At 27.5% G+C, this 22962-nt stretch carries 27 protein-coding genes and 1 pseudogene; 10 read left to right on the top strand and 18 right to left on the bottom strand.

Annotation, left to right across the window (positions count from 1 at the left end; translation table 11 throughout):
- Positions 1–5 precede the first annotated feature (5 nt).
- Positions 6–1424 carry a PDDEXK-like family protein gene (locus BGS43_RS03715; RefSeq protein WP_002825932.1) on the bottom strand — a complete coding sequence of 473 codons (1419 nt, stop codon included), beginning with the start codon at positions 1422–1424 and terminating at the stop codon, positions 6–8.
- A gap of 240 nt (positions 1425–1664) precedes the next feature.
- Here BGS43_RS03715 and BGS43_RS09810 point away from each other — a divergent pair, with 240 nt between their 5' ends.
- Together BGS43_RS09810 and BGS43_RS03710 are read left to right on the top strand one after the other, a co-directional pair.
- Positions 1665–1823 (top strand): hypothetical protein, encoded by a 159-nt coding sequence (locus BGS43_RS09810; RefSeq protein WP_153606222.1) that lies wholly within the window; start codon positions 1665–1667, stop codon positions 1821–1823.
- 32 nt (positions 1824–1855) lie between these two features.
- Positions 1856–2353, top strand: a complete 498-nt coding sequence (locus BGS43_RS03710) for a hypothetical protein (protein ID WP_002825930.1) — start codon at positions 1856–1858, stop codon at positions 2351–2353.
- A gap of 4 nt (positions 2354–2357) precedes the next feature.
- Here BGS43_RS03710 and BGS43_RS03705 read toward each other — a convergent pair whose 3' ends face one another.
- The 5 genes from BGS43_RS03705 to BGS43_RS03690 form a co-directional block, all read right to left on the bottom strand.
- Complete coding sequence (locus BGS43_RS03705) at positions 2358–3404, bottom strand: 5-methylcytosine restriction system specificity protein McrC (protein WP_096568830.1); 1047 nt, start codon at positions 3402–3404, stop codon at positions 2358–2360.
- 32 nt (positions 3405–3436) lie between these two features.
- A complete protein-coding gene (locus BGS43_RS03700; protein ID WP_002825927.1) occupies positions 3437–3706 on the bottom strand; it encodes a hypothetical protein in 270 nt (89 codons plus the stop codon).
- Complete coding sequence (locus BGS43_RS09805) at positions 3675–3848, bottom strand: hypothetical protein (protein ID WP_180753342.1); 174 nt, start codon at positions 3846–3848, stop codon at positions 3675–3677. Before BGS43_RS09805 ends, BGS43_RS03700 begins: the two co-directional genes overlap by 32 nt.
- Positions 3849–4034: 186 nt before the next feature.
- A complete protein-coding gene (locus BGS43_RS03695) occupies positions 4035–4247 on the bottom strand; it encodes a hypothetical protein (protein WP_223207365.1) in 213 nt (70 codons plus the stop codon).
- A gap of 8 nt (positions 4248–4255) precedes the next feature.
- Positions 4256–5566, bottom strand: coding sequence for a hypothetical protein (locus BGS43_RS03690; protein WP_051989426.1), 1311 nt, complete (start codon positions 5564–5566; stop codon positions 4256–4258).
- A gap of 161 nt (positions 5567–5727) precedes the next feature.
- Here BGS43_RS03690 and BGS43_RS03685 point away from each other — a divergent pair, with 161 nt between their 5' ends.
- The 4 genes from BGS43_RS03685 (at position 5728) to BGS43_RS03675 (ending at position 8897) form a co-directional block, all read left to right on the top strand.
- Entirely contained in the window at positions 5728–6357 is a 630-nt protein-coding gene (locus BGS43_RS03685) for a hypothetical protein (protein WP_096568827.1), read from the top strand.
- Positions 6358–6414: 57 nt separating this feature from the next.
- Complete coding sequence (locus BGS43_RS10205) at positions 6415–6591, top strand: hypothetical protein (RefSeq protein WP_002825925.1); 177 nt, start codon at positions 6415–6417, stop codon at positions 6589–6591.
- A gap of 47 nt (positions 6592–6638) precedes the next feature.
- Positions 6639–7814 carry a DUF2779 domain-containing protein gene (locus BGS43_RS03680; protein WP_308203085.1) on the top strand — a complete coding sequence of 392 codons (1176 nt, stop codon included), beginning with the start codon at positions 6639–6641 and terminating at the stop codon, positions 7812–7814.
- A gap of 129 nt (positions 7815–7943) precedes the next feature.
- The gene (locus tag BGS43_RS03675) at positions 7944–8897 is read left to right on the top strand and encodes a WG repeat-containing protein (RefSeq protein ID WP_002825923.1); all 954 of its coding nucleotides are present in this window, start codon (positions 7944–7946) and stop codon (positions 8895–8897) included.
- A gap of 103 nt (positions 8898–9000) precedes the next feature.
- Here BGS43_RS03675 and BGS43_RS03670 read toward each other — a convergent pair whose 3' ends face one another.
- From BGS43_RS03670 to BGS43_RS09790, 7 genes are all read right to left on the bottom strand, one after another.
- Complete coding sequence (locus BGS43_RS03670; RefSeq protein ID WP_025399260.1) at positions 9001–9342, bottom strand: hypothetical protein; 342 nt, start codon at positions 9340–9342, stop codon at positions 9001–9003.
- Positions 9343–9814: 472 nt separating this feature from the next.
- Positions 9815–11902 carry a DUF262 domain-containing protein gene (locus tag BGS43_RS03665; protein ID WP_002825921.1) on the bottom strand — a complete coding sequence of 696 codons (2088 nt, stop codon included), beginning with the start codon at positions 11900–11902 and terminating at the stop codon, positions 9815–9817.
- An 11-nt stretch (positions 11903–11913) separates the two neighbouring features.
- Positions 11914–13242: a DUF262 domain-containing protein gene (locus tag BGS43_RS03660; protein WP_096568824.1), complete on the bottom strand. Its 1329-nt coding sequence runs from the start codon at positions 13240–13242 to the stop codon at positions 11914–11916.
- 26 nt (positions 13243–13268) lie between these two features.
- Complete coding sequence (locus BGS43_RS10115) at positions 13269–13631, bottom strand: hypothetical protein (RefSeq protein ID WP_223207178.1); 363 nt, start codon at positions 13629–13631, stop codon at positions 13269–13271.
- A gap of 32 nt (positions 13632–13663) precedes the next feature.
- Positions 13664–13939: a Sir2 family NAD-dependent protein deacetylase gene (locus BGS43_RS10110; protein ID WP_250637195.1), complete on the bottom strand. Its 276-nt coding sequence runs from the start codon at positions 13937–13939 to the stop codon at positions 13664–13666.
- Positions 13940–14167: 228 nt separating this feature from the next.
- A complete protein-coding gene (locus BGS43_RS09795) occupies positions 14168–14362 on the bottom strand; it encodes a hypothetical protein (protein WP_002825919.1) in 195 nt (64 codons plus the stop codon).
- A 5-nt stretch (positions 14363–14367) separates the two neighbouring features.
- Positions 14368–14535, bottom strand: a complete 168-nt coding sequence (locus tag BGS43_RS09790) for a hypothetical protein (protein WP_002825918.1) — start codon at positions 14533–14535, stop codon at positions 14368–14370.
- 175 nt (positions 14536–14710) lie between these two features.
- Here BGS43_RS09790 and BGS43_RS03645 point away from each other — a divergent pair, with 175 nt between their 5' ends.
- A complete protein-coding gene (locus tag BGS43_RS03645; RefSeq protein ID WP_042963740.1) occupies positions 14711–15748 on the top strand; it encodes a DUF4143 domain-containing protein in 1038 nt (345 codons plus the stop codon).
- 6 nt (positions 15749–15754) lie between these two features.
- Here the strand turns inward: BGS43_RS03645 and BGS43_RS03640 are convergent, their stop codons facing one another.
- The 3 genes from BGS43_RS03640 to coaE are packed head-to-tail and all read right to left on the bottom strand — an operon-like array spanning position 15755 to position 17812.
- The gene (locus BGS43_RS03640) at positions 15755–16486 is read right to left on the bottom strand and encodes a glucosaminidase domain-containing protein (RefSeq protein ID WP_057033078.1); all 732 of its coding nucleotides are present in this window, start codon (positions 16484–16486) and stop codon (positions 15755–15757) included.
- Complete coding sequence (gene dapF, locus BGS43_RS03635) at positions 16461–17210, bottom strand: diaminopimelate epimerase (protein ID WP_057041780.1); 750 nt, start codon at positions 17208–17210, stop codon at positions 16461–16463. Before dapF ends, BGS43_RS03640 begins: the two co-directional genes overlap by 26 nt.
- A complete protein-coding gene (gene coaE, locus BGS43_RS03630; RefSeq protein WP_096568821.1) occupies positions 17207–17812 on the bottom strand; it encodes a dephospho-CoA kinase in 606 nt (201 codons plus the stop codon). Before coaE ends, dapF begins: the two co-directional genes overlap by 4 nt.
- A gap of 60 nt (positions 17813–17872) precedes the next feature.
- On the opposite strand from coaE, the gene purM reads away from it, so the two are divergent.
- Both purM and BGS43_RS03620 read left to right on the top strand, forming a co-directional pair.
- Complete coding sequence (purM, locus tag BGS43_RS03625) at positions 17873–18862, top strand: phosphoribosylformylglycinamidine cyclo-ligase (protein ID WP_096568817.1); 990 nt, start codon at positions 17873–17875, stop codon at positions 18860–18862.
- Positions 18863–18922: 60 nt separating this feature from the next.
- On the top strand, positions 18923–19900 hold the full coding sequence (locus BGS43_RS03620; RefSeq protein ID WP_002779495.1) for a glycosyltransferase family 9 protein: 978 nt from the start codon (positions 18923–18925) through the stop codon (positions 19898–19900).
- Here BGS43_RS03620 and dcuC read toward each other — a convergent pair.
- A pseudogene (gene dcuC / locus BGS43_RS03615) lies at positions 19852–20985 on the bottom strand (C4-dicarboxylate transporter DcuC). The gene BGS43_RS03620 and the pseudogene dcuC overlap by 49 nt on opposite strands.
- A gap of 34 nt (positions 20986–21019) precedes the next feature.
- Positions 21020–21376 carry a hypothetical protein gene (locus tag BGS43_RS10245; RefSeq protein WP_370658913.1) on the bottom strand — a complete coding sequence of 119 codons (357 nt, stop codon included), beginning with the start codon at positions 21374–21376 and terminating at the stop codon, positions 21020–21022.
- 1171 nt (positions 21377–22547) lie between these two features.
- Between BGS43_RS10245 and BGS43_RS10195 the strand changes: the two genes are divergently transcribed.
- On the top strand, positions 22548–22952 hold the full coding sequence (locus BGS43_RS10195; protein WP_042962885.1) for a hypothetical protein: 405 nt from the start codon (positions 22548–22550) through the stop codon (positions 22950–22952).
- Positions 22953–22962 lie beyond the last annotated feature (10 nt).

Here is a 22962-nt window from a genome sequence, read left to right as displayed (position 1 = left end):
AATACCTATTTGCTCGGTTTTAAAATTTTATTGATTTTTTCTAAAGTGTTTTTTATAGTTTCCTTGTTTAGAAATTCTTCTAAAATTTTGGAAAATTCTGCCGTCCAATCACCATGATTATTTATTAGCCAATATATAAAAGCATATTCTTCTTTTGAATTGCTAAAATTCTCAAATTTATCACAATAATAATGCTCGTTATGTCTGCAAATATTGTCAGTATTTTTTCCAGTTAATTCTTGAAAACAATTTATACATTGTTTATACTTCTCATCCTCTTCAAGATAGTTTATTTTAAAGGTTAACCCAAAATGATTATACTTGCTTTTTCCAAAATAAACACCTATGCTTGGCCATACATCATCCTCATCTTTATAAATTTCAGGATAAAAATCAAACCAATCATAATTAAATCTATTTTCATCAAGTTCACATCCAAGCCATTGTCCATGCTTATTTATGGATTGTGCTTTTTCAAATTTTTCTTTCAATTCATGAAAGAATTTGCTTACTAGTTCTTTACATAGCTCATCCCATTTATCTTTTACGATATCTTTTGCTTTTCTGTATTTATCATATTCTATATCTTTAAAATCATTTTTATTTTTTGTGTATTTGTATAAAGTCATAGTCTTTTCTAAATTTTCTTTTAAAAATTTTAATACATCATCTTTAGCTTCAAATTCGTCTGTAAGATACCATTTTAAAAGAGTTTTGTATTGGTTTAGGGTAAAAATCACATTTTCCATATCTTCTTTAAAATCTTTTTCAATCTCATTTTTTTCAAATTTATCTTTGCAAGTGCTGATACATAAATTTATCCATTCTTTAATCCACTTATAATCCATTTTAAAATAATAACTCATTGTTTGATTACTGCTATCGTGTATAAAGTTATTTTGTATCTTAAACCCATTTTTTACACCTAAGCTGATCTGGCTAGGCTCTGTATTTTCATCCATATGTAAATAAATAGTAAGTATATTTTCATGAAAGTTATCTATATTTTTTATTTTATTTTTCAAATGGTTTATATAATCTTTGAGTTGATTTTTTTGATCTTTTGCATAAAGTTTGTTTTCTATGATGATATATCTTTTGTCTTTTAAACTTATGAGTATATCGATCCTTCTATTATCTTTCACGCAAGCTTCTGTTTCTACACTTTCTATATCTTGAACTGTAAGTTCTTTGAAATTACTAGCTTGTACGCTTTCTCTGAGCTTTTTTAAAAACTCATTTGCGAAAAGTTCTTGGTAATGATCAGCATGTGGATTGATCAAATAAGCTATAAATTTAGAATGATAATTTTCCTTATACTCAACACCCAAAGCCTCAAAAATATTGATATCGCTCATACCTTTTTTAGCATTGTTTTTAAATGTTTCGCTAACTTTTAATAACTCTTCAATGAAATCTTGCATTTTTAAACTTTTGGAATGATTTTTGAAATTATACTACAAAAATATGGGACTATTAATGTCTATATTTTTTGGTTATCATTCTTGTAGATGACTCATAAAGGATTAAAAATGTTTAATACTATGAAACATATCTTAATTCACAACTGCCGAGGATTTACTTGCAAAAGCTAGAAAATGAGTCAAAGTTAAAATCAAATGATAATGAAATCAATATGGGATTTATACAAAAAGAATAAATTTATGAATATAGCACTTCAAGGAAGGGGACACAAAAGCTTTGTGTTTGGATTTAATGATGTTAAAGCAAAAGAAGATATTCAGGCATTATATGAAAATAGTGATAAGGGGCTAAAATTTCAAGCACAAATTCAAAGCATTAAAAATGTACAATTGCTCTAAGCCAAAGCTACCATTTAGAAAATGGACATTTTTTGGATATAAATGTTCAAAGCAAGCTTATATCTTTTGAAAATTTCTTAAGTCAAACTTATGGTGATTTTAAATATTTTTGTGTTGTTGATTTTATAAAATATAATACAAAAATACACTATAAATCAAAAGAAGCAGATACTAAGAATAAGCTTTATCATCTTGCAAGTGCATATGCTTTTCCTAAAAAGGGTTGGATAGATGAAAAAGCATTAAATATTAATGATATTTCACCTTATCAAAATATACTTATAGAAGGATTGTTTTGTATAAAAGAACAAGAATTGCTAGAAATTTTAAAACAAAATGAAAATTTGATAAAAAATAATTTTTATTTAAAGGATTATGATTTTTCAAAAGGCTTAAAGAAGCTTTTAGATGTGAGTTTAGATATCTTATTTGCAAACATTAGCACGAAAAATTTTAAACCCTATAAGCTAGAAATAGGCTCTATCACTCATGAAGATACAGAAAGAAAAATTTCTTTTATAAGCTACTAAAAGATTATTTTAGTAGCTTTTTTATCCTTTTTATAAATTGCACTTCTTTTTGGATGATATACTCAAGAGTGATTTCTTTATCTGAATTTTGATCATCTTCAAGGAAAATTCCATCAACTATAAATTGATACTCATCTGAAAGGATAGAATTTTCACTATGGCATTTTTCTTCGTTAAAATTTTGCATAGGATATAAAAGCCCACCTAAAAGCACTTTGCCTATCTTTTGATAATATCCCATATAGGTATGAATTTGAAACAAGTCATTTCTGTCTAAATCTCCCATGCCATTTTGGCTTTTACCTTCCATTGTCATTTTTTTATATTTAGTATCAAAGACTATATAATTATCATCTTTAGATAAAACAATATCAGGTATTATATAGCGTTTATAAAAGCTATTTTTATAAATTTCAAGCTTTGGAGAATCAAGCATGCATTCTTCGAATTTATTTCTTAAAAGCTTGCTTATATAAATTTCAAAAAGCTCTGCTATATTGATGATAAAACCATAGCTTTTTTGATCATTTTTATTTTTGCTAGTGAAATTTTCGCTTTCTATGATCATTTTTGCATATTTTAAAAGCTCTTTGTAGTTTTGATAATTTTGATTTCTCAAGGCTTTACTAGAAAAGGCTTTGTTTAAACTTTCTTTTATAAAGCAATGCTCGCTTTTATTTTGCACTAAATAGGTTTTTATATGCTTTACATTTTTCAAAAAGCTTGAATTTTTCTTTTCTATGACTTGCAAAGCCTTGTAAAGCACATTTATGATATGCACATCTTCTATTTGCTCTCTTGTTTTTGTAGCAAGCTTTGCTTTTAAAGGGATATTGTGTTTTATAAATTCAACCATATCGATATTTCCCTTAAAACGCAAGTCGTTGTATTTTTTACTTTGATAATTTTTAGGCAAACCTATCAAAAAACTTTTTTCAAGTTTTTGCACAAAGATATAAAAAAGGATAAATTCGCTTATATTGCTTTCATTTTTCACATCTTGATAAATACTCACATCATCGACAAATACATCATTAGCAAAATTTAACATTCTTTCTAAGAACTTCTTGCCAAACCTGGAATTTATCTCAACTTCCAAGCCTTTATAAGAAATTTTCCTATATAATTTCCACTAGTGATTTGCCTTTTATTTTCTTCAATTGTTCGCAATGAAATGATAAGATTTTTAGTATTTTTGCTTAAAATTTTTTCATCATCATTGAAAAAAGAAAAGAAATTTCCATTTTTTATAAAATCTTCAAAATACAGATCAAAATCTTGTATTCTTGAAGATTTTTGATCTATTTCTATACAGCTATTATCAGTCGTTTTTATTATTGTGGTTTTTTTCATTTGTTTTTGTTTCTTTGGGTTTTTCTATAACAAAAAGTTTTTTTAAATCATCCAAGTGTTTTTGTATGTCTTTTTCGCTATATTCACTTCTTAAATACTCTTTTAAAAGCGCCTCAAAACGGTTGCTAAAAAGTTTTTTCATATCGTTATTTTTAATCTCATCATCTTTAAATTCAATTTTTAGAAAATAAGAATGCCCAAGTTGATATTTTTCACCTATATCTTTTCTAATTTTACTATTTAAGTTTTCGCAGGTTTGTGCGTATTCTTCGATATTTTTTGCATAAATTTCATTTTTTATTACATCATAATCACATGTTATTTCTTGTCATATAAAGCGTCTTCTAAGCGCTAAGTCAAAACTATCTATGCTTTTATCTAAATCATTCATAGTCCCTAAGAAAAATACATTTTCAGGCACATAAAAATCCTCATCACCTCTCATAGAGGCATATTGTGTTTTTATCTTGCCTTTTTCTCCTCTATACTCAAGTGTATAAAGTAATTCTCCAAAAACTCTAGATAATTCCGCACGGTTAATCTCATCAGCTATAAAAAATACCCATAATCGCTTAAAGCTTCATTAAAATTTCCTTTTTCTAGCTCACCCAAAAACTCTTTTTCTTCTTCTTTTGCTTTATCACAAAATTCTCTAAAAATTCCATTTTTAAGCTCAAGTTTTAATTGTCCATTTTCAATCCCTGCAGGTTTAATACCTTCTATAAAATCCTCATAGGAAAAACTTGGGTGAAATTGAGTAATGAGCATTTGATTTTCATTTTTAATGATGTTTTTTATATTATTTACTATAGTATAGGTTTTTCCAGTTCCAGGAATTCCATGAAAAATGATGTTTTTATGCGTTTTTAAAAGCTCTTTAAAACCTTCTAAATCATTGCTTTTTATATCTGCTTTGCCACATAAATTTGCAAAATCATAAGCTGCTTGATAAAGTTTATAATACACGCTTTGCTTTATATCTTTACTTTCATCATTTTCAGCTAATCCTTCTTTTGTAATTAAGGCCAAATCAGATTTTTTTATCTTATCAATTAAATTTAAAAATTGATCTAAAATATAGTATTTTGGAAAATTATATGAATTTTCTTTTATTTTAAGTTCATTCAAAACAAAGTTAAAATACACTTCTTCTTTGCATTTGTTATCAGAATTATATTCTTTTGGATTTTCCTTTAATATCTCAAAGATATATTTAGCAATATTTATCATAGCATCATTCGCAAGTGGAAATTTATCTTTATCTTTATTAAATTGTAAAAAATATGCTAATTCTCTGGCTGTAGCTTTCATACCTTCTACTTCTTTAAGTTTTTCAAATAGTTTTGTTAAATTTTCGCTCTCATCTGCTGCTTTTTTTATTATTTTAAGATTATCAACTAATTTTTTTTCATCTTTTAATAAATTTGTAGCATTACCTTGCATTCTAGCACTATTTATACTTTTATCCCACCATTGTTTAAAAGTTACAGCATTAAAATTACCTTGATCTATTTTTTCTTTACCAAATGTTTTGCTAAAATTGTCCACAATCTCACTTTTTGTTTTTAAAAAATCTCCATTTTTATCAAATTTAATATGGATAGTACTTTTATCACTATAAATGTCTAAATATTTCTCAAAAGCTTCTTTTAAACCATTAAATTTATCCCTATTTTCCTTACAAATGTTATCAATCAACTCTCCAAATTTCGATTTAATATCATTGCTTTCATTAATCTCGATACTTCTTTCTCTGCCAAATTTAGTATGATAAATATAATAACATTCTTTATCTTTACCAAAATAATAACCAAAATTTTTATCTTTAAAACCCTTTAAACTATTTTCTAAATCACTCATTATTTTCCTTAATTTTAATTTTTTGAAATTATAGCTTATTTTTTATTTTCAATCACATTGAAATCAAAAAATATAAAATGGACATATATAGTCCATAAATATAAAATATAATTATCAAATAAAAATAAAAACAAAAGGAAAAAAATGAAAAAAGAATTTTAATGCTTATGATGTTGGTATGTATGTGTTTCAACCTTATAGGTGCCAAACCAATCTCTGCTATACCACAGCAAGATATAGCAGTAGAAAAAACCATAGATAATAACACAACTCACAGCATTTCTAAAAATCATACTAACGCAGTGATTATCATAGCAGCTATTGTTTACATAGTCATTGCAATAGTGCTTGTGGTTTATGGTATCAAGGGCAGGATTGTAGTGTATAGAAATCTTTTAGATGTAAGTTTGTGTGTTGCATTATTTGCTGCGCTACCTATAGTTTGGATAATTTTTCTTACTATGTTTTTTTTACAAGTAGAAAGAAGTATTACTTTAATAACGCTAGGTATCATGGTTTTTATATGGATGAGTGTTTTATCATACATTGCATATATAACACTCAAAGATAATCGTTATAATCCTTTATTGGTAATTTTAATATTACCTTTAAAAATCATATTGGGATTGTGGTTTGGGCTTAGTCTTTTTGGGGCTATAAAAAAGGGCGAAGGTAAAACGGTAGCTGAAAGAAAAGAAGATAAGCAAAATTCACTAGTACATTTTGCTATCTCAAGCACATTGATCTATAACTTAATTAAAGATAAGCCTTTTAAAAATAGCTCTAAATAGACTGTTTTTAAATAAAAATAGGTTAAATTTTAAATTAAATACAAAGAAAGGTAAATAATGTTTTTTTCAAAATCAAAATACACAAGAGGCACGCAATGTGCCAAATCACTTTGGTTGCAAACTTATAAAAAAGATGTTTTAAGTATGCCTGATGAAAATACCTTGGCTAGATTTAGTGCAGGTGATAAAGTAGGGGAGTTAGCCTGTGAGCTTTTTCCAAATGGAGTAAAATAGAATTTGAAGGCAGTACTTTTGATGAAAAATGTGAGCAAACCAAACAATTGCTAGAAAATAACCAAGAAGTCATTTACGAAGCTACTTTTTGTTATGATGGTATTTTGATCATGGTAGATATTTTGCAAAATACCAAAGAAGGATTTATTATCAATGAAGTTAAAAGTTCCACTTCCTTAAAAGATGTTTATATAGATGATTGTTCTTTGCAGTATTATGTTTTATCAAATTTGGATTATAAAATCAAGCAAGTTAATCTGATACATTTAAATAGTGAATATTACAGAGATGATTTTCTTGATATAAATCAACTTTTTAAGGTAAACGACATAACAGATGAAATTATTCAAAAACAAGAGCAAGTTAAAGAAAATTTAAAATATTTTGAAGATATTTTAAACAAAAAAGAAGAACCAAACATAGATATAGGAACACATTGTTTTGATCCTTATGAGTGTGATGGGTATGAGTATTGCTGGATTAAACAAAGAAATTTATGTGAAAAGGATAGTATTTTTAATATTTCAAGATTAAATTCTAATAAAAAATTCGAGTTTTATTATAAAAATATAATTAGTTTTAAAGATATAAAAGATCTATCTGTCTTTAATAAAAATCAACAAATTCAAATTCAAGCTTCACTCAATAAAGAAATTTATATCAATAAGGAAAAAATCAAAGAGTTTTTAAATACTCTAACTTATCCTATATACCATTTAGACTTTGAAACATTTATGCAAGCTGTGCCTGAATTTAAAGGTGTAAAACCTTATATGCAAATCCCTTTTCAATACTCTTTGCATATAGATTATAAAGATAAATTAGAACATAAAGAATTTTTAAGTGAATGCGGCGTTGATCCAAGATATGAACTTGCAAAAAATTTGATCAACGATATACCAAAAGATGCTTGCGTACTTGCTTATAATGCCAGCTTTGAAAGAGGTGTGATAAAAAATTTAGCACTTGTTTTTCCTGAATTTAGCGAGCATTTGCTAAATATAGAAAAAAATATCAAGGATCTTATGATTCCTTTTCAAAATAAAGACTACTATCATTATAAAATGCAAGGGAGTTATTCTATAAAAAAAGTTTTGCCTGCTTTAATTCCTGATATGGAACAAGCCTATAAAGATTTGAATTTAATCCATAATGGAAGCGAAGCTATGCAAAGTTTTGAAGCTATGCAAAATATGAGTCCAAGCTTTGTTAGAGTATTGTAAACTTGATACCTTGGCAATGGTAAAAATCTTAAAGTATTTAGAAGAAATAGCGAGTTAATCCATAGTTTAACTATGGATTAGATTTTGTTTTTTAATCGGTATATATAATATAACTTAAAACTACAATATATGAATCAAATAAGTATAAAATTAGATAAAAATATTGATATGGATTTTCTTAATTTTGGTGTATTGAAAGAAAGAGAAATATTTTATATAAATTTGAAATTAAGTGATAGCCAATATGAACAATTTGTTTTTAAAACAATTTTATTTAATCTAGAGAATAAATTTATAAAAGAATTGGACGGGAGTATCGGTAGTAGTTTTTGCGATGGCTTATTAAGATTAAATAATACCGATAAAAATAGTTTTATAGATAAAAACGCAAATATTGTAAAAATAAATTTTCCCTATGGTTTGGATCATAGAAACTTCCATGAGGGTTTAATCGCTGTTATGGTCGATAAAAAAATGGGATTTGCAAATATAAGTGGAAAATTAATTATAGATGCTAAATTTGATTGGGTTAATGATTTTTCACAAGGTTTAGCCATAGTTAAATTTAATGGTAAATTTGGAGTTATAGATAAAAAAGGAAATTTTGTAATCCAAGCTAAATTTGAAGCTATAAAGAATTTTAAAGAAAATGTAGTCGCTGTTTGTTTAAATGATAAATGGGGATTTGTAGATAAAAAAGGAAAAATCATCATAAAAGCTAAATATGATTTTATCGATGATAAAGATGATGAAATGGTAATGTTTGGTTCAAAGCACGGTTTGTATTTGTTGTTATTCAAAGAAAATATTTTGGGTTGTTTTCATGAAGGCTTGGCTTTGGCTAGGATAAATAAAAAATACGGCTTTATAGATAAAAATGAAAATTTAGTTATAGAAGCTAAGTATGATGAGGTCGAGGATTTTGACAAGGGTTTAGCTATAGCTAAACTTGATGGAAAATCAGGTCTTTTGGATAAAAATGGAAGAGTGATTGTTGATTTTTTATATGAAAAAATTCTTGTAGTAAACAAAGATATAATAATCCTTGTAAAAAACAATGAGATTTTAATCCAAAAAATATAATCAACTCTATCTAATTTTTAAATATAAATATACTAGTATTTTGGAAAATATCTTATTGAAAGTGTGTTTTCGAAGATATTTAATCCACAGTTTAAACTATGGATTAAAATTCGATTTTTAGAACTTCATATGTATTTTTTTCATTTGTATAAAAAATATCAAAACAAATAACTCCATCATAAATATCTACATCATCAATTAAAATTTGTTTAATAAACTTTAGTTTTCTATCATCGCTAAGCTTAAAGCTTAAAATATGAATTTTGGTTTCGGAATTTAGTTTAATTTCCTCATCTATAGCTTTTATCTCACAATGATAATTTTTATTTTCTTTTAAGGCTTCTTTGATTTTATGATTGTTAAAAACCTCATGGTGAATAAATTCTTTGCATTGATTTTTGTGAAAATCCATCCATTTTTCTAACAAAATATTATAAGTTTTCATTGACTTCCATTTTTTTAAAATTTCGTTTGCTTTTATAATAATATCGATATTTTTTAACAAATTCTTTTATTATGTTCTTTATAATTTTTCTTTTTGTATTTTATTTCGAATTTTTTCTCTGTATTCTTGTATGGTACCAACTGTTAAAATCATTTCATCCCTTTTTTGGTGTTTGTAAAATTATACAATAGTAAAATGGACTTTTAATGTCCATTATATCGATAAAATTTTTGATTAGCTATTTTACCGCGCACCAACTTTCTCAAGATTACCATCAATCACAATCTTAGCTTTTCTCATCATCTTTCTTTGTAAAGTGAAATTGTATCGGAAATTTATGGATTAAAAGCGTCTATGAAAAACCAATCTAAGCTACAGCAACGATAAGATTTTAAAGGTATTTTATTAAAAGAGTATTTTTGCAAGATAAAAAGCAAAAATAAGGCTGCTAAATTTGTGAAAAGATAAAGCTTTAAGCTTTATCATGCCCATTGTTAAAAGATTTTTTTAAGATTTCTAACATTTGTCTTCTGTGTTCTTGTGCTTTATTAAAAGTCCAATTTAGCTGATTTTTCTCACTTAAAGCATAAATTAGCCAAAGTTTTAAAGATATAATATTATTATCTTTATTTATATATAAATATTTATCTTGTGTGTCTAGATTGCTTAAAGATGAATTAAAACTAGAACTAATAAGAGCTAAATTTCCAAAATTATCTATATTTTCATCATCCCAATCTTTCTCATTTGCTTTACTCTGTGCTTGCACATGCTCTATGGAATTTAAATTTCTAAAATAGAAATTGTTAGCAATATCGCCAAAATTTTTATCTTTTAATTTTATTTCTTTTAAATTTTTCCCATCTAGATAATATTTTATTTTTGAATACTTCCATAAATAATACTCTAAACGATAAAACCAATAATGCGGAGTTGCGGTTCCTTGATCTAGCACTGAAATACCATTTTCATCTTCAATAAAAAATATATTTTCAGCATCTATTTGATCATTTTTAATTTTTAATTGATCCAGAATATCATTGGAAATGCCTAGCAAGTCTTTTTTAATTTCTTCTGCACTTGCTTGCTCTTTTGCTAAAGCTGTATCTAAATTTTCTAGGAATTCGATCAATTCTTCTCCCGGGTTTAATGTATTTAAAAAATTTTGAAAATTTGTAGTGATATTATAATCACCTATTTTTATTTGTAATTCCTCAGGTTTGTCTTCGTTGTTAACTCTCTCATATGAAATTTCTAGTTTATCATTGTTTATAAATTTCAATATAATTTTCAAAAATGGAGTGAGCCAGTGATGATGATTATTGGACATACCACTTCTTGCTACGCGTAGGTAGTTTTGCACCATAGCAAGATCATCAAAATCTTTACTGAATTTTTTACCTTCTTCATCTAATCTTCTAATCTTATAAGAATTTTCCTCGTCATCCTTACCTTTAACAATAAAATAATCAAATAAAATTCTGCATTTTAAAAGATTTTCGATGAAAGCTTTAGCTTTTCCACTATCTTCTATTTTTATAATCTCTAAAAGCTTATTTTTATCTATAGTAATATCTTGTTTGTTACAAATTTTATAAACATGCAATAAAAAAGTAGGAAAATCTACTATAGATTTGAATTTTTCTTGTTTTCCTTCATCTTGATTTGGTTTACTAAACGATCTATTTATAATAGTATCTATTGTATTTTCATTGCTTTCTTTTAATTTAGAAATCTTTCTATCACTAGCTTTTTGAAAGATATAATTATCCATTTGCGAACAAATATCCCATATATGAGCATAAACAATTCTTTCTTCTTTATCGCTGATATTTTTAAGTAATCTTGCTTTTAAAATTTCATGTTTTTCTAGCTGTTTGCCGCGGTTATTCATACGGATAAAAAAGCGGTTTAAGTCAGTATTTTGAGCTAATTCTACAAAAACAAATTTTACATTGCTATAAATAAAATTAGAAAAAATTGCAATATCATCATTAGTATCATCTTTAAACCAATTTGCTATAGTTTCTAAAGCTCGAGGTATGTTTTGACATATATCTTGTGGAATTTTTTTAATTTCTTGTAAAAATAAATTATTTTCACTCTTATTGTCTTTATTAGCCTCATCGCAAAATTTAGCAAATTCCTTTAAAGCTTTTTCTTCTTTTTCTCTTATAGGCATAGAAATTCTAAGCTTATCACCCTGCATGATAAATTCTTTCCAATTTGAGTCATTATTTGGATTTTTTATTTTATAAGAAAGATAAAATCCTATCAAAAATAAAGTTGTTAAGCGTTGTTGGCCATCTATAAGTAGATATTTAACATCTTGTTGATTATTTTTATTATTTTTTTTACTTACTACTACATTACCGATAAAGTATTCTTTATTCTTATTTTCTTCAAATTTAGTTTTTATATCATTTAGTAAAGTTTGTATTTGTTCTTTATTCCACTCATACAGTCTTTGATAAGGCGGAATTTCAAAAAAGATACTATTTATATTACTAATATTTTTAACATCTGCTTGATTTTGATTATTTGTTGAATTATTTTCCATTTTAAGCCTTCTTAAAATATATGCTTTGGTATGCGTTGATTTTCATAAATTTCTTTGGTTTTTTTTAAATACCAATCATGTTTTGGATTTTTATTTTCTTCATTTTTAGCTTTTCTTTCTTCTTCAATTTTTGTAGCTATAAAATCAAGTAAATTTTGCTCTAAATCTTCTTCAAAAGATACAAAATACACTTTTTCTAAAAATTCCAAAGCATAATCTCTTTGAGTAGCCCTATAAATACTTGATTTATAAACTCTCAAGCTAAAAGCGGCTCTCGCAAGTAAAAGCAAAAAATAGTCACTATTGCCATTTGGAAATTTAGAAAAATAAATCATCACAGCAATTGCATAAATGTATTTATTATAAATAAATCCTGTTTGATATATTTCATCTAGTTCTTGATATAAAGCGTTATTTGATAATTTATTAAAAAATTCATCATATTTAAACAAATATTCAAAAAAATCTACCCCATTAGCAAAATTACTTAAAATTCCTAAATTTTCCTTGCTATAAAGGAATTTGTCGCTAAAAAATTCTTTACAAAATTCTTCATCTACTTCAATCTTATTAGCATTAACGCTTCTGTGTCTTAACCATGCTCTAGCAGGTGCTAAAAGCTCATCAAATAAAATAGTGATTTTCTTTTCATCTTTTGCAAGATTTTCAAATTTTCTTGCATAATAATCTAGTATATTGCCTTGTTTTTTCTCTAAAGAGTGTAAATGAAAAGCCTTTATACGATCATAAGGTTTTAAAGTTTTACCTTTTGAATTTGCACTATCAAAAAACAAAAACGCATCATCTTCGCTTGGAGCTAAAACACAGATAAATTCTATATTGTCTAAAAGATATGTTAAAAACTTATATTTTTCATTATAGCTTTCAAAATAAGTTTTTATATGCTCGTAATTTTCTTTGATATGATATTTTGACTCATGATGAGAGTATTTACTCTCGCCTAAAAAATTACCTATTTTGCATTCATTGCATTTTTCTTGATTGTTTTCGCATAAAACTTTTAAAATCAAAGCCAAAGTGGTAAGGTGTTGTTGACCATCTACTATGTTAAATTTATTTTCATTATTTTTATGTAATATCAAACTTCCTAAAAGATACTTTTGATTGTTTTTATTTGCTTGCTCGCTTACATCTTTTAAAAGAGTTTTAACATGTTTTTTCTCCCAAGTATAAGGGCGTTGATAATCAGGTATGTTTAATGAAAACCTATCTTTTGAAAATATCTCTAATTTTTGATCATTTTGATCAGATATTTTACCGTACACCAACTCTTTCAAGCCTACCACGCATGATTTTACTTTACTACTTTTTTCGTTCATTTGTAACCTTTTTAAATTTAAGTTTATTATATCAAGCTATCTATCATTTCCAAAGCTTCTAAAGCTTTCATTTTAAGTCCTATACCATTTTTAAAAAACTTTGGAAAATCACACTCATTTGGATTGATCCTTAAAAGTGTTCTAGTTTTACTTTTTTTACAAAAATCCTCGCCAAACATACGCATACTAGGTATAGCTTTGCCAGCGCCAAGCTCTATAAGTAAGATATTTTTATCTTCTAGAGGCTTAAGCCAATTTTTATAATTTTGTTTTTGTAAAAAATAACGACTATCATTAAATGTGCCATCAGCAAACATTAAGATATTTGGTCTTGCTAAGCCTTGACATCTAGGACATTTTGGCAAAGATAAAGCTTTAAATTCCCCCATATCTATGGGTAATTCTTCTTGTATTTGCCAGATTAAATCACTGCACGCATAATTAAAACATTGTAGATAATATTTATACTTCCATGAAATTCATAAATTTTATTTTCATCGAAACCAGCTTTTTTAAAATGCCCGTCCACATTAGTCGTAACAACATAATAATCTTGCTTGCTTTTTGCAAGTTTTAAAAGTATTTCATAGCCCTTGTGTGGTTTAGTATCTTTATAAAGCTTAAACCTATGTCCATAAAAAGCCCAAGCAAGTTGTGGGTTTGCATAAAAATTTTTTAGGATTGGCCATGCGTTCAAAATCTATACCTAGTTTTTGCAAATATGGATAGGCTCTCCAAAAGCCATCTTTTCCTCTAAAATCAGGCAAACCGCTATCTATTCCCATGCCAGCTCCAGCTGTAATAATGATCACTTCTGCTTTATCTAGAGCTTCTTTTATATGAGTTTTTATTTGTATTTTCAACCTTTAAAGATTATCATAATCATATTTCCTCGCCTCGTGTAGATCTTGAGCTACTTCAAAACTCATTTCCCAAAAACAGCATTTATGGATTTTGGCATACAGTTTTCATCTTCGTATTTTTCACTTATAGCCCTATAAACTTCATCTCCTTCTTCGCAATCAACAGCAATGCTCCTCAAATAAGGATATAGTAAATACCCCACCGGAGCTGTATCAAACACCTTAATAAGTTTTGTTTTTGGAAAATTTTCTTTCATAAAAGTTAAAATTCATCTCTAGCTTTATAGTCTGTTTTCTTTTCATCAAAAATGTTTTCATATCTTGTTTTATTGATATGAAAATCATTATTTGGAGCGTTAAAACACATCCAAAAAGACTTTGCATCTTTTTTGATAGTGTATTCTTGTATGGTATCAACTACTAAAGCCATTTCAACCCTTTCTTGGTATTTGTGAAATTATACAATATAAAAATGGACTTTTAATGTCTATAAAAATTTATTCCTATGTTTAAAGATAGTGATATATTTGTGAAAATTGGCAAATAGTCAGTGATTAAATGAGCTTTTAAATATGTTATAATTTTCCTTTTTAAAAGGATAAGATTTGAAGATATTAAATTTTTTTTACGAAAATCATCCCAAATTTGAAATAAGCTATGAAAGAAAGGTACAAATTCCTCTTTGTAATATCATCATCAAAGGACCAAAATTTAGCGGTAAAAAAACCTTGATTTTTAACTATTTATCCCAATTTAAGCCCAATGAAATTTTATTTTTAAATTTGCACGATACTCGTTTTGAAAACCAAAGCTTAGAGCATCTTTCAAATTTTTTAGAAAAAAATGCCCAGATAAAATTTCTTTGTATTTATAATGTTGAATTTGCCTTAAATTTGCAAGATATTAAAATTCCTATCATCATAAGTACAGATAAAAAAGATTTGCATATCGAAGGATTTCAAGAGCTTGAGCTTGATTATTTTGACTTTGAAGAATTTGTAAGTATCAGTAGAAAAAATTTACCGATAAACAATCTAGTGGGACTTTTTTTGCAAAGTGGGCGTAGTAAATTAGGTGAAAAAAATATACTTTTAAGACAAAATTTTAACACTCTAGAACTTGAAATTTTAAAATACTTAGCTTTAAATTTAGGACAGCAGATCAGTATTTCCAAGCTTTTTTTAGAGCTTAAAAAAAGGCTAAAAACATCTAAAGATAGCGTTTATCACACCATAAAAGAGCTTGAAAATACCTATATCATCCATCCTATAAGCCATGATGAAAAAAAGCTTCAAAAAATTTATTTTAGGGATTTTGGCTTAAGAAACAATCTATGCATACAAAAAGATTTTACCCATTTGTTTGAAAATCTTATTTTAAATGAGCTTTTTAAATTTAAACAAGAATTTTTTTACAATAAATTTTTTACATTTTATAGTAAGGTTTCAAAAATCGCATATATTTCTAGTCCGACATTGGATATAGACTTGATCAAATTGCGCGCTAAGAAAATTCTTTCTAAGAGTTTAGAGCTTGGAATTTTTCATGTAGTTTTCATCACTCTTTCGAGTGAAGATAGCTTTTTTGAGCAAGGGGTGAAATTTGAAGTTTTGCCTTTTGATAAATTTTCACTCGGCTTTTAGCTAAGACTAGAAAGAATTTGGAGTATTGTATCGCTCAAGATCGTATCGCTGGATGATTTTAGTAACGATATTGATATAATAACCCTTGCGCTCGGAGTAAGAATCTAAAGTTTTAATAGCCTCTAGTCCTGTTATTTCTTTGCCTTCGCTTTCAAATTTAGCTCTTTCGTTGCGAAATTCCTCATAAGCAAAGTGCCGATTTAAATTCAGTACATAAGAATCCACACTATCTTGCAAGCTATCAAAAATTCTAATTTTATGTTTTTTATCAGGATGTCTTAGATCAGGGATTAAGCCCTTTTCTCCCCAGGTCCATTCTCCAAAAAGATTATTTGCCTCTCTTGCAAAACGGCTTGTTCCTGTAGCACTTTCGACCAAAGCTTGGGCTATACCCATGGATTTTGGAATTTTTTGAATGCGTTTTTTGTATTCTGTAAAATCATAAAGATTTTCAACGCGGTATTTGTTTTTAAGATTGATTAATTTTTCTAGATTGTTTTGGTTTGAATTTCTAAGTCCATTTTTATACGCATCATAAAAAAAAGCTTCTACAAAAGCCCTTTCTTTGGCTATTTCTTCAAAGCTTTCATCAAACATTGCATTCATTTTGACAAAAAATATTTGTCTTTTTTGTTCTACATCGAGTTTATAATACTCCTCTCCAAAGCCATTTTTAAGCTCGCTATCGCCAAAAAGAGGGAGTAAATAAAAACTAAGAAAAATTATAATTCGCTTCAAAGCAATATCTCACTTTTCCCTTAAAAAATAATTCTTCATTTTCGAATTTAAAACTTAGCTCTTCACCGCTTTTTGGAATCACTCTAGCTTGATTGTGAATTTTTTTATTTAAGAATGCAAGATAAAAACAAGCTCCCATGCCCGTGCCACATGCTTGTGTTTCATCTTCTACGCCTCTTTCAAAAGTGCGAACTCTTAAAGTATTGTCATTTTCAACTTTTACAAAATTTACATTGGCATTATATTTTTCTCTCATTTGTTTGCAAAGCTCAAGATCAAACTCATCCAAATTTTCACAAAAATGCACCAAATGTGGAACTCCCGTATCACAAAGTTGCCAGTTTTTTTCACACTCACTAAAGGCTTCTTGTATGTTTTTTATCTTCCCTAAAGAAACTTCTACGCTATTATTATCAACATTTGCTTTTATAACTCCTGCTTCGGTAAGAAAAGCCATATGAGGTTTGATACCATTTATATGGTGTGCAAAATGCGCTGCTGCTCTTGAGCCATTGCCACACATAGCAGCCCTTGAGCCATCGTTATTATAAAATTCCCATTCAAAGTCGTATTTTTCATGAGGTAAAATTACTATAAAGCCATCCGCACCTATGCCTTCATAACGATTGCAAAGTTCTTTAGCTAAAGCACTTCTGTCTTTTTTTTCACTCGCATTCATTATCACAAAATCATTGCCACTTGCGCAATATTTATAAAACTTCACATTTGTCCTTTGGAAATATTTTGTATTACTTTAACACATTCTTGCCTAAAATCGACATAAGAGCCAGTATTTTTAATGATAAAATCCGCTTTTTTAAGTTTTTCTTCAATATTCATTTGAGAATCAAGCCTTGCTTTTGCAGTTTCTAAGCTTAAATTATCTCTTTGTATGATTCTTTTTAGGCTGAGTTCTTTAGGAGCATAGATTAAGATCACTTTCCCCAAACCATCATAAGCACCGCTTTCAAAAAAAAGAGGAATTTCTACAAAAAAAGCTTTATTTTCTTGTTCTAGAATTTGCATTTGTTCTAAAATTTGAGCACGAATTTTAGGATGGGTGAAATTTTCTAATATGGTTTTGGCTTCTTTGTTGTTAAAAATAATTTCTCCAAGGATTTTTCTATCTATCTTACCCTCTGCTTTCAATAAATTTTTTTTATGAAATTTAGAGAAAATTTGAGCCAGTTCCAAAGCATATTTATCTAAAATTTCGTGAGCGATACTGTCTGCGCTAATGCTTTTAAAGCCTAAAGAATTCGCTATTTCTATAAAAGTGCTTTTACCACAAGCAATTGAAGCGGTTACAAAAAAAGCATTTTTCATCTTATGCCTTATTAAAACTTTTTTCGTTAAAATACCTTTTTAGTTCTTAAAGGAAAATAAATGAAAATTTCATATGAAGATGCAGGCGTAAGTATAGATAATGGAAATGCCTTTGTAGAGGCTATAAAACCTTTGGTTAAAGAAACTTTTAATGATAATGTTGTAGGTGGAATTGGTTCTTTTGCTGGTGCTTTTAGAATGCCAAGTGGCTTTAAAAATCCTGTAATTTTGGGGGCTACAGATGGTGTTGGGACTAAACTTCGTTTGGCTATTGATGCAAAAAAATACGACACCATAGGGCAAGATTTAGTAGCAATGTGTGTGAATGATTTGATTTGTAATTTTGCTACGCCTTTGTTTTTCTTGGATTATTACGCTACAGCCAAGCTTGAAGTAGAGGTTGCAAAGTCAGTTGTGGCAGGCATTGCCGAGGGGTGTAAAATGGCAAATTGTGCTTTAATAGGCGGAGAGACTGCCGAAATGCCTGGAATGTATGCAAAAGATGATTTTGATCTTGCGGGTTTTGCAGTGGGCATGGCTGAAGAAGATGAGATCGATAGAAGTAAATTTGTTAAAAATGGCGATATTTTGCTTGCTCTTCCTAGTTCAGGACTTCATTCAAATGGCTATTCTTTAGCTAGAAAAGTACTTTTTGAAAGTTTAAAATTAAAATTTGATGACAAGATAGAGGGTAAAAATTTAATTGATATTTTGTTAGAACCTACAAGGATTTATGTGCGTGATTTTCTTACATTAAAGCCTTATATTAGTGCTCTAGCTCATATTACAGGGGGTGGTTTAGTAGAAAATTTACCACGCGTTTTACCTCGTGGTATGGGTGCAACTATACGCAAACATCATCTTAAAACTCCTGAAATTTTTTATACTATAGGACAGGCTGTAGAAGAAAGCGAAATGTATAGAAGCTTTAACATGGGAGCGGGTTTAGTAATGGTTGTAGATCCTTCTAATGTAAGTAAGGTTTTAGAAAATTCAGATGCCTTTATTATCGGCGAAATTTGCATTAATGAAGGTATTGTTTTAGAGTGAAAAGAATTTATTTTTTTAAGATATTTTAAGAGTAAATTAAAAAAATAATAAGGAAAAGTGATGAAAAATATTGTCTTTCATTCGGATGGTTTTGGAGATTTATTAGTTTGTTTTAAAGCTTTGTATGCTATAAAGCAACTCTATCCAGAGTATAAATTATTTTTATTAACAAATGGATTAATGGAAAGTGATTTTTTAGAAAAAATTCCATTTATTGATGAAGTTTTGATTTATAAGGATGATTTTTTAGAAAAAATTCAAAGCAAAAATCCAGTAATTTTTATTACCACACGAAGACAAGGTTTATATTTTAAAAAATTAAAATTTTTAAATGTTCAAAAATGTATAGTATTCCCTCATCTTATTAGTATAATTTCTAAAAATTTAACCACACCTTTACCATTTTTTAGAGCTAAAAAACATATGAGTGAAATTGTTTTAAAATTGGTTAGGATGATTAATACTAGGCATTTTGATAAAAATTTTAATCAAATTGATTTTTCTAAAATTAAAAATTTATTACCTTATGATGCAAGATTAAGTGATAATTTTTTTAAACAAATTGATACAAAATATGAAAAAATTATAGGTATTAATGCTTTTTCAAATAATAGCGAATATAGAGGATTTAATTTTTTTATAAAAGATTGGATAGGGCTTGCAAGGCAACTTTCTTTAAAATATCCTAAATTTTTATTTATACTTTTAAATTTTAGTACGAATTCTATTCAATATAATATTGATCAGAATGCAAATTTGAAAGTTTTCTGTAATAATAAAAATATTGCTTCTTTGGTAAGTATTTCTCAAAAGCTAGATTTTTTAATTACTGTTGATACTGGAAATTTACATCTTTGTGATATTTTACAAATTCCTACTTTGGCTTTCACAAGTAGTCTTGCAGCTTATAGATTTGGAGGTGGAAGTTATGGAGGTAGATTTGATAAATTGATAGTAAAACCAGCTTGGCAAAAAGAATATAGAAAAATTTATGAAATTTTTACTAAAAAAGCAGAAAATAATTTAGAAAATTTATAGTTTTTATAAAATAATAAATATTTATTATTTAAAGATACTGCTATTTTTGTAGTGTTTTGTTCTTTTGGCACAGGATTGGTTTGTGCTAGATAAAAGGCTACAAGCACGTTTGCAAGCATAGCGATAAGTAAAAGAGGAGTGGTTCGTTTTATAATATCCATTGGAGCTACTTTTGCAAATCCAGCTAAAGCTATGATCCCACCTGCTATGGGTGAAGCTGCGCGACCTAAACAAGATGCAATTTCTACAGGTAAAACTAGAGTAATAGGTGCAATGCCTAATTTCGTAGCTATATCAGGAGCTAGTTTTCCAAAAGCATTAAAAGCAGCAATTCCACTTCCCATAATCACTGTGGCAAAATAAACTAAAAAGCTTAAAATAGCTATACTCAAAAGAATTCCAAACCATGCAAAATTTCCTGTTCCAAGATTTGAAACCGCGTTAGCAAGGATATTAACTCCACCAAGTGCTTTAATGTCTTTAGCGCATACTCCAGCGGCGATGATTATGCTTACGACTGAGAAAAAATTTCAGCCATAGCCTTTTAAAATCACCATCATATCTTCGCCTAATTTTCTAGCATTTCTGTGTCTTGCAAATTCAACAAGAAAAACTAAAGAAATTCTTACAAAATTTGCTATCACAACATCGAGCTTGATAGTAAAAAAATACGCTATAAATAAAAATATAACAGGTAACCAAGGAAAGAGTATGTAAAAAGTAGGGCATTTAGGATCAATGATTTGCGGAATTTCAACTTCATCATTTAAAACACCTTTTTCTTTATCTCTTTTATCAATCCAAGCAAAATAAAAAGGAATCAAGATGGCAATAATTACAACATAGGTAATCACACTATAAATTTGGTAATTTAAAAAAAGCCCTACGACATTATCACTTTGTCCTACCATATCTGCCATATTGATTGAATTTCCATCTTTTGAATCATAATCAAGTGCAATTAAAGAAAGCGCATATACAGTTGTAATAGGACGGATTTTAAGTGAGATTAAAACAGGATAAATACATGCTAACAAAAGCAAAAGCAATTCAGCATAGCTAGAAATGACGATTTTTAAAGCCATTCCAACAACAAAAGTTCCACTTAAAATTAAGTATTTATTTTTTGATTTTTCCTGAGGGTTTATTTGCTAAAAAAGCAAGTTTTGCCGAAGCATTGATATGTTTCATGTAAGCAGTAAAGCCTGCCACACTCATGATAATAAGCCCTGCTCCAGAAAGCTGACTTTTAAAAGTTGCTGTGATAAAGGCGTAGCTATCAAGTAAAACATCTAAAAAACTTGAGTGTTCTCTGCTTGGGGCTTTGGGTATAGGTGCTCCTGTGATATAAAAAGCAAAAATAAGCAAGATAATATTTGAAAGAAAAAATACAAAAATAGGATTGTATTTTTTAAGTATATAATAAGCAACGACAATTACTGCTAAAAGTGTAGAACATATCATAAAAACTGGCATGTTTTCTCCTATAATTAATATTTAAATTTCATGATTATTTTTTATATATTTAGTATTTAATTAATATTGTTACAAAAATAAACTTATATTAAAGTTATTTTTCATATTTTCATTATAAATATTTTCAAAGGGCATCTTGATAAGTTTGATATATAAGATTTTATAAGAGCGTCAGTGTGAAGATCGTAAGAGATTTTGTTATGATTAAAATAATCTCAAAATAGCTTAAGTTGAAAATATTTTATATATTAATGATTGCATTTTATACAAAATTCAGTAAAATATCCTTTTTAATTTTTAAGGAATTTCGATGCAAAATTTACATGAAATTTTACTTCAAAAAAAGATAAAAGAAATTCGCTTTAAAGCTATAGCAAGTATTGTTTGTGGATTTTTAGGTATCATTCCTTATCTTGGATTTTTATTTGCTCTTGCGAGTTGGATTTTGTTTTTTATCTTGCTTTATGATTTAAAAATCTATGGCGGTGCTAAAAATTTATTTAAAAATCTCTTTATTGCTGCAGGGATTGGATTTTTTGGCATTCTTATTAGCACAAGTTCTTTATTTGTGATTTTGAAGCCTAGAATTGACTTTTTTGGTGACTTTTATTTTAATCAAGATAGTATATTTTCAGCCATAACCACTTTTAGTGTGCTTTTTATCATTACTTTGGCTTTAATTTTTCCTTTTTTGAAAGCTTTTTACTATGAAATTGCTAGAGTAACAAAACAGAAGTATTTCATTTATGCTTTTAATACCTATTATTTAGGGCTTCTTACTTTGATTATCGGTATAGGTTTGGTGTTTTTGCTAGCAAGTTTGGTTTTTTGGATTTTAGCGTGGGTTGAATTTAAAAAATTTGATAAGCAAGAAATTTCAAATAAAGAAAAATTTACAATCCCAACACAAAAAGTTATTTTCGATTTTGATTTAAAATGGATTAAAATTACAATGGTTTTGTCTTTGGTTTTGTTTTCTGTTATTCTCGGACTTTCAAATTTTACTCAAATAATTACATTTCAATCCACATGGAGAGAATTTTTTGATTTTGAGACCTATGGTAGGTTAATACACAATCTTTTTTATATTCGATATGTTTTATTTTATATAGCAACATTTTTAGCTTTATTAAGTGTGTTTTTATTTTGTAAAAAGTTAAAAACCTATAAAATGCTTATTTATTTCTTTGTGTGGCAGGCTTTGATTGTTCTTAAATGGAATTTGCACTTTATTTTAAAATTAATAATGGGCGAAGGTGTTTTTATTGAAAATTTTATTTTGAATGAAATTATGAGTGTAGTCTATATTATCATCGCCTTTTTCTTCTTTAAAACTTTAGTTCAAGCTACAAAAGAAAAACTTTTCTATCTTGTTTTCGCATTTTTTGTTTGTAGTGAAATTGTAAGTAAGTTATTTTTTGCTTTTATTTGGCTATTAGATAGTATAAGATTACAAGAAATGATGACGGAGATAATATTTTATATCAGTATTCCATTTACACTTGCTTATTTCATTTCATTTTTAGTTGTTTGGCTTAGTTTAAAAGGGCAAAAAGAAGTCAAAAAGGCGATTTAAACCTTTTTGA

The organism is Campylobacter sp. 110 (assembly GCF_002383965.1).
Classification (GTDB): domain Bacteria; phylum Campylobacterota; class Campylobacteria; order Campylobacterales; family Campylobacteraceae; genus Campylobacter_D; species Campylobacter_D coli.
This window is presented reverse-complemented; position numbering and strand designations above follow the sequence as displayed.

Bases quoted from the DNA above. Each gene is read 5' to 3' on its own strand.
- BGS43_RS03715 (WP_002825932.1), bottom strand. From the start codon at position 1,424: ATGCAAGATTTCATTGAAGAGTTATTAAAAGTTAGCGAAACATTTAAA.
- BGS43_RS09810 (WP_153606222.1), top strand. From the start codon at position 1,665: ATGAATATAGCACTTCAAGGAAGGGGACACAAAAGCTTTGTGTTTGGA.
- BGS43_RS03705 (WP_096568830.1), bottom strand. From the start codon at position 3,404: ATGTTAAATTTTGCTAATGATGTATTTGTCGATGATGTGAGTATTTAT.
- BGS43_RS03700 (WP_002825927.1), bottom strand. From the start codon at position 3,706: ATGAAAAAAACCACAATAATAAAAACGACTGATAATAGCTGTATAGAA.
- BGS43_RS09805 (WP_180753342.1), bottom strand. From the start codon at position 3,848: ATGAAAAAACTTTTTAGCAACCGTTTTGAGGCGCTTTTAAAAGAGTAT.
- BGS43_RS03690 (WP_051989426.1), bottom strand. From the start codon at position 5,566: ATGAGTGATTTAGAAAATAGTTTAAAGGGTTTTAAAGATAAAAATTTT.
- BGS43_RS03685 (WP_096568827.1), top strand. From the start codon at position 5,728: ATGCTTATGATGTTGGTATGTATGTGTTTCAACCTTATAGGTGCCAAA.
- BGS43_RS10205 (WP_002825925.1), top strand. From the start codon at position 6,415: ATGTTTTTTTCAAAATCAAAATACACAAGAGGCACGCAATGTGCCAAA.
- BGS43_RS03675 (WP_002825923.1), top strand. From the start codon at position 7,944: ATGAATCAAATAAGTATAAAATTAGATAAAAATATTGATATGGATTTT.
- BGS43_RS03670 (WP_025399260.1), bottom strand. From the start codon at position 9,342: ATGAAAACTTATAATATTTTGTTAGAAAAATGGATGGATTTTCACAAA.
- BGS43_RS03665 (WP_002825921.1), bottom strand. From the start codon at position 11,902: ATGGAAAATAATTCAACAAATAATCAAAATCAAGCAGATGTTAAAAAT.
- BGS43_RS03660 (WP_096568824.1), bottom strand. From the start codon at position 13,242: ATGAACGAAAAAAGTAGTAAAGTAAAATCATGCGTGGTAGGCTTGAAA.
- BGS43_RS10115 (WP_223207178.1), bottom strand. From the start codon at position 13,631: ATGGGGGAATTTAAAGCTTTATCTTTGCCAAAATGTCCTAGATGTCAA.
- BGS43_RS09795 (WP_002825919.1), bottom strand. From the start codon at position 14,362: ATGAAAGAAAATTTTCCAAAAACAAAACTTATTAAGGTGTTTGATACA.
- BGS43_RS09790 (WP_002825918.1), bottom strand. From the start codon at position 14,535: ATGGCTTTAGTAGTTGATACCATACAAGAATACACTATCAAAAAAGAT.
- coaE (WP_096568821.1), bottom strand. From the start codon at position 17,812: ATGAAAAATGCTTTTTTTGTAACCGCTTCAATTGCTTGTGGTAAAAGC.
- purM (WP_096568817.1), top strand. From the start codon at position 17,873: ATGAAAATTTCATATGAAGATGCAGGCGTAAGTATAGATAATGGAAAT.
- BGS43_RS03620 (WP_002779495.1), top strand. From the start codon at position 18,923: ATGAAAAATATTGTCTTTCATTCGGATGGTTTTGGAGATTTATTAGTT.
- BGS43_RS10245 (WP_370658913.1), bottom strand. From the start codon at position 21,376: ATGCCAGTTTTTATGATATGTTCTACACTTTTAGCAGTAATTGTCGTT.
- BGS43_RS10195 (WP_042962885.1), top strand. From the start codon at position 22,548: ATGCTTATTTATTTCTTTGTGTGGCAGGCTTTGATTGTTCTTAAATGG.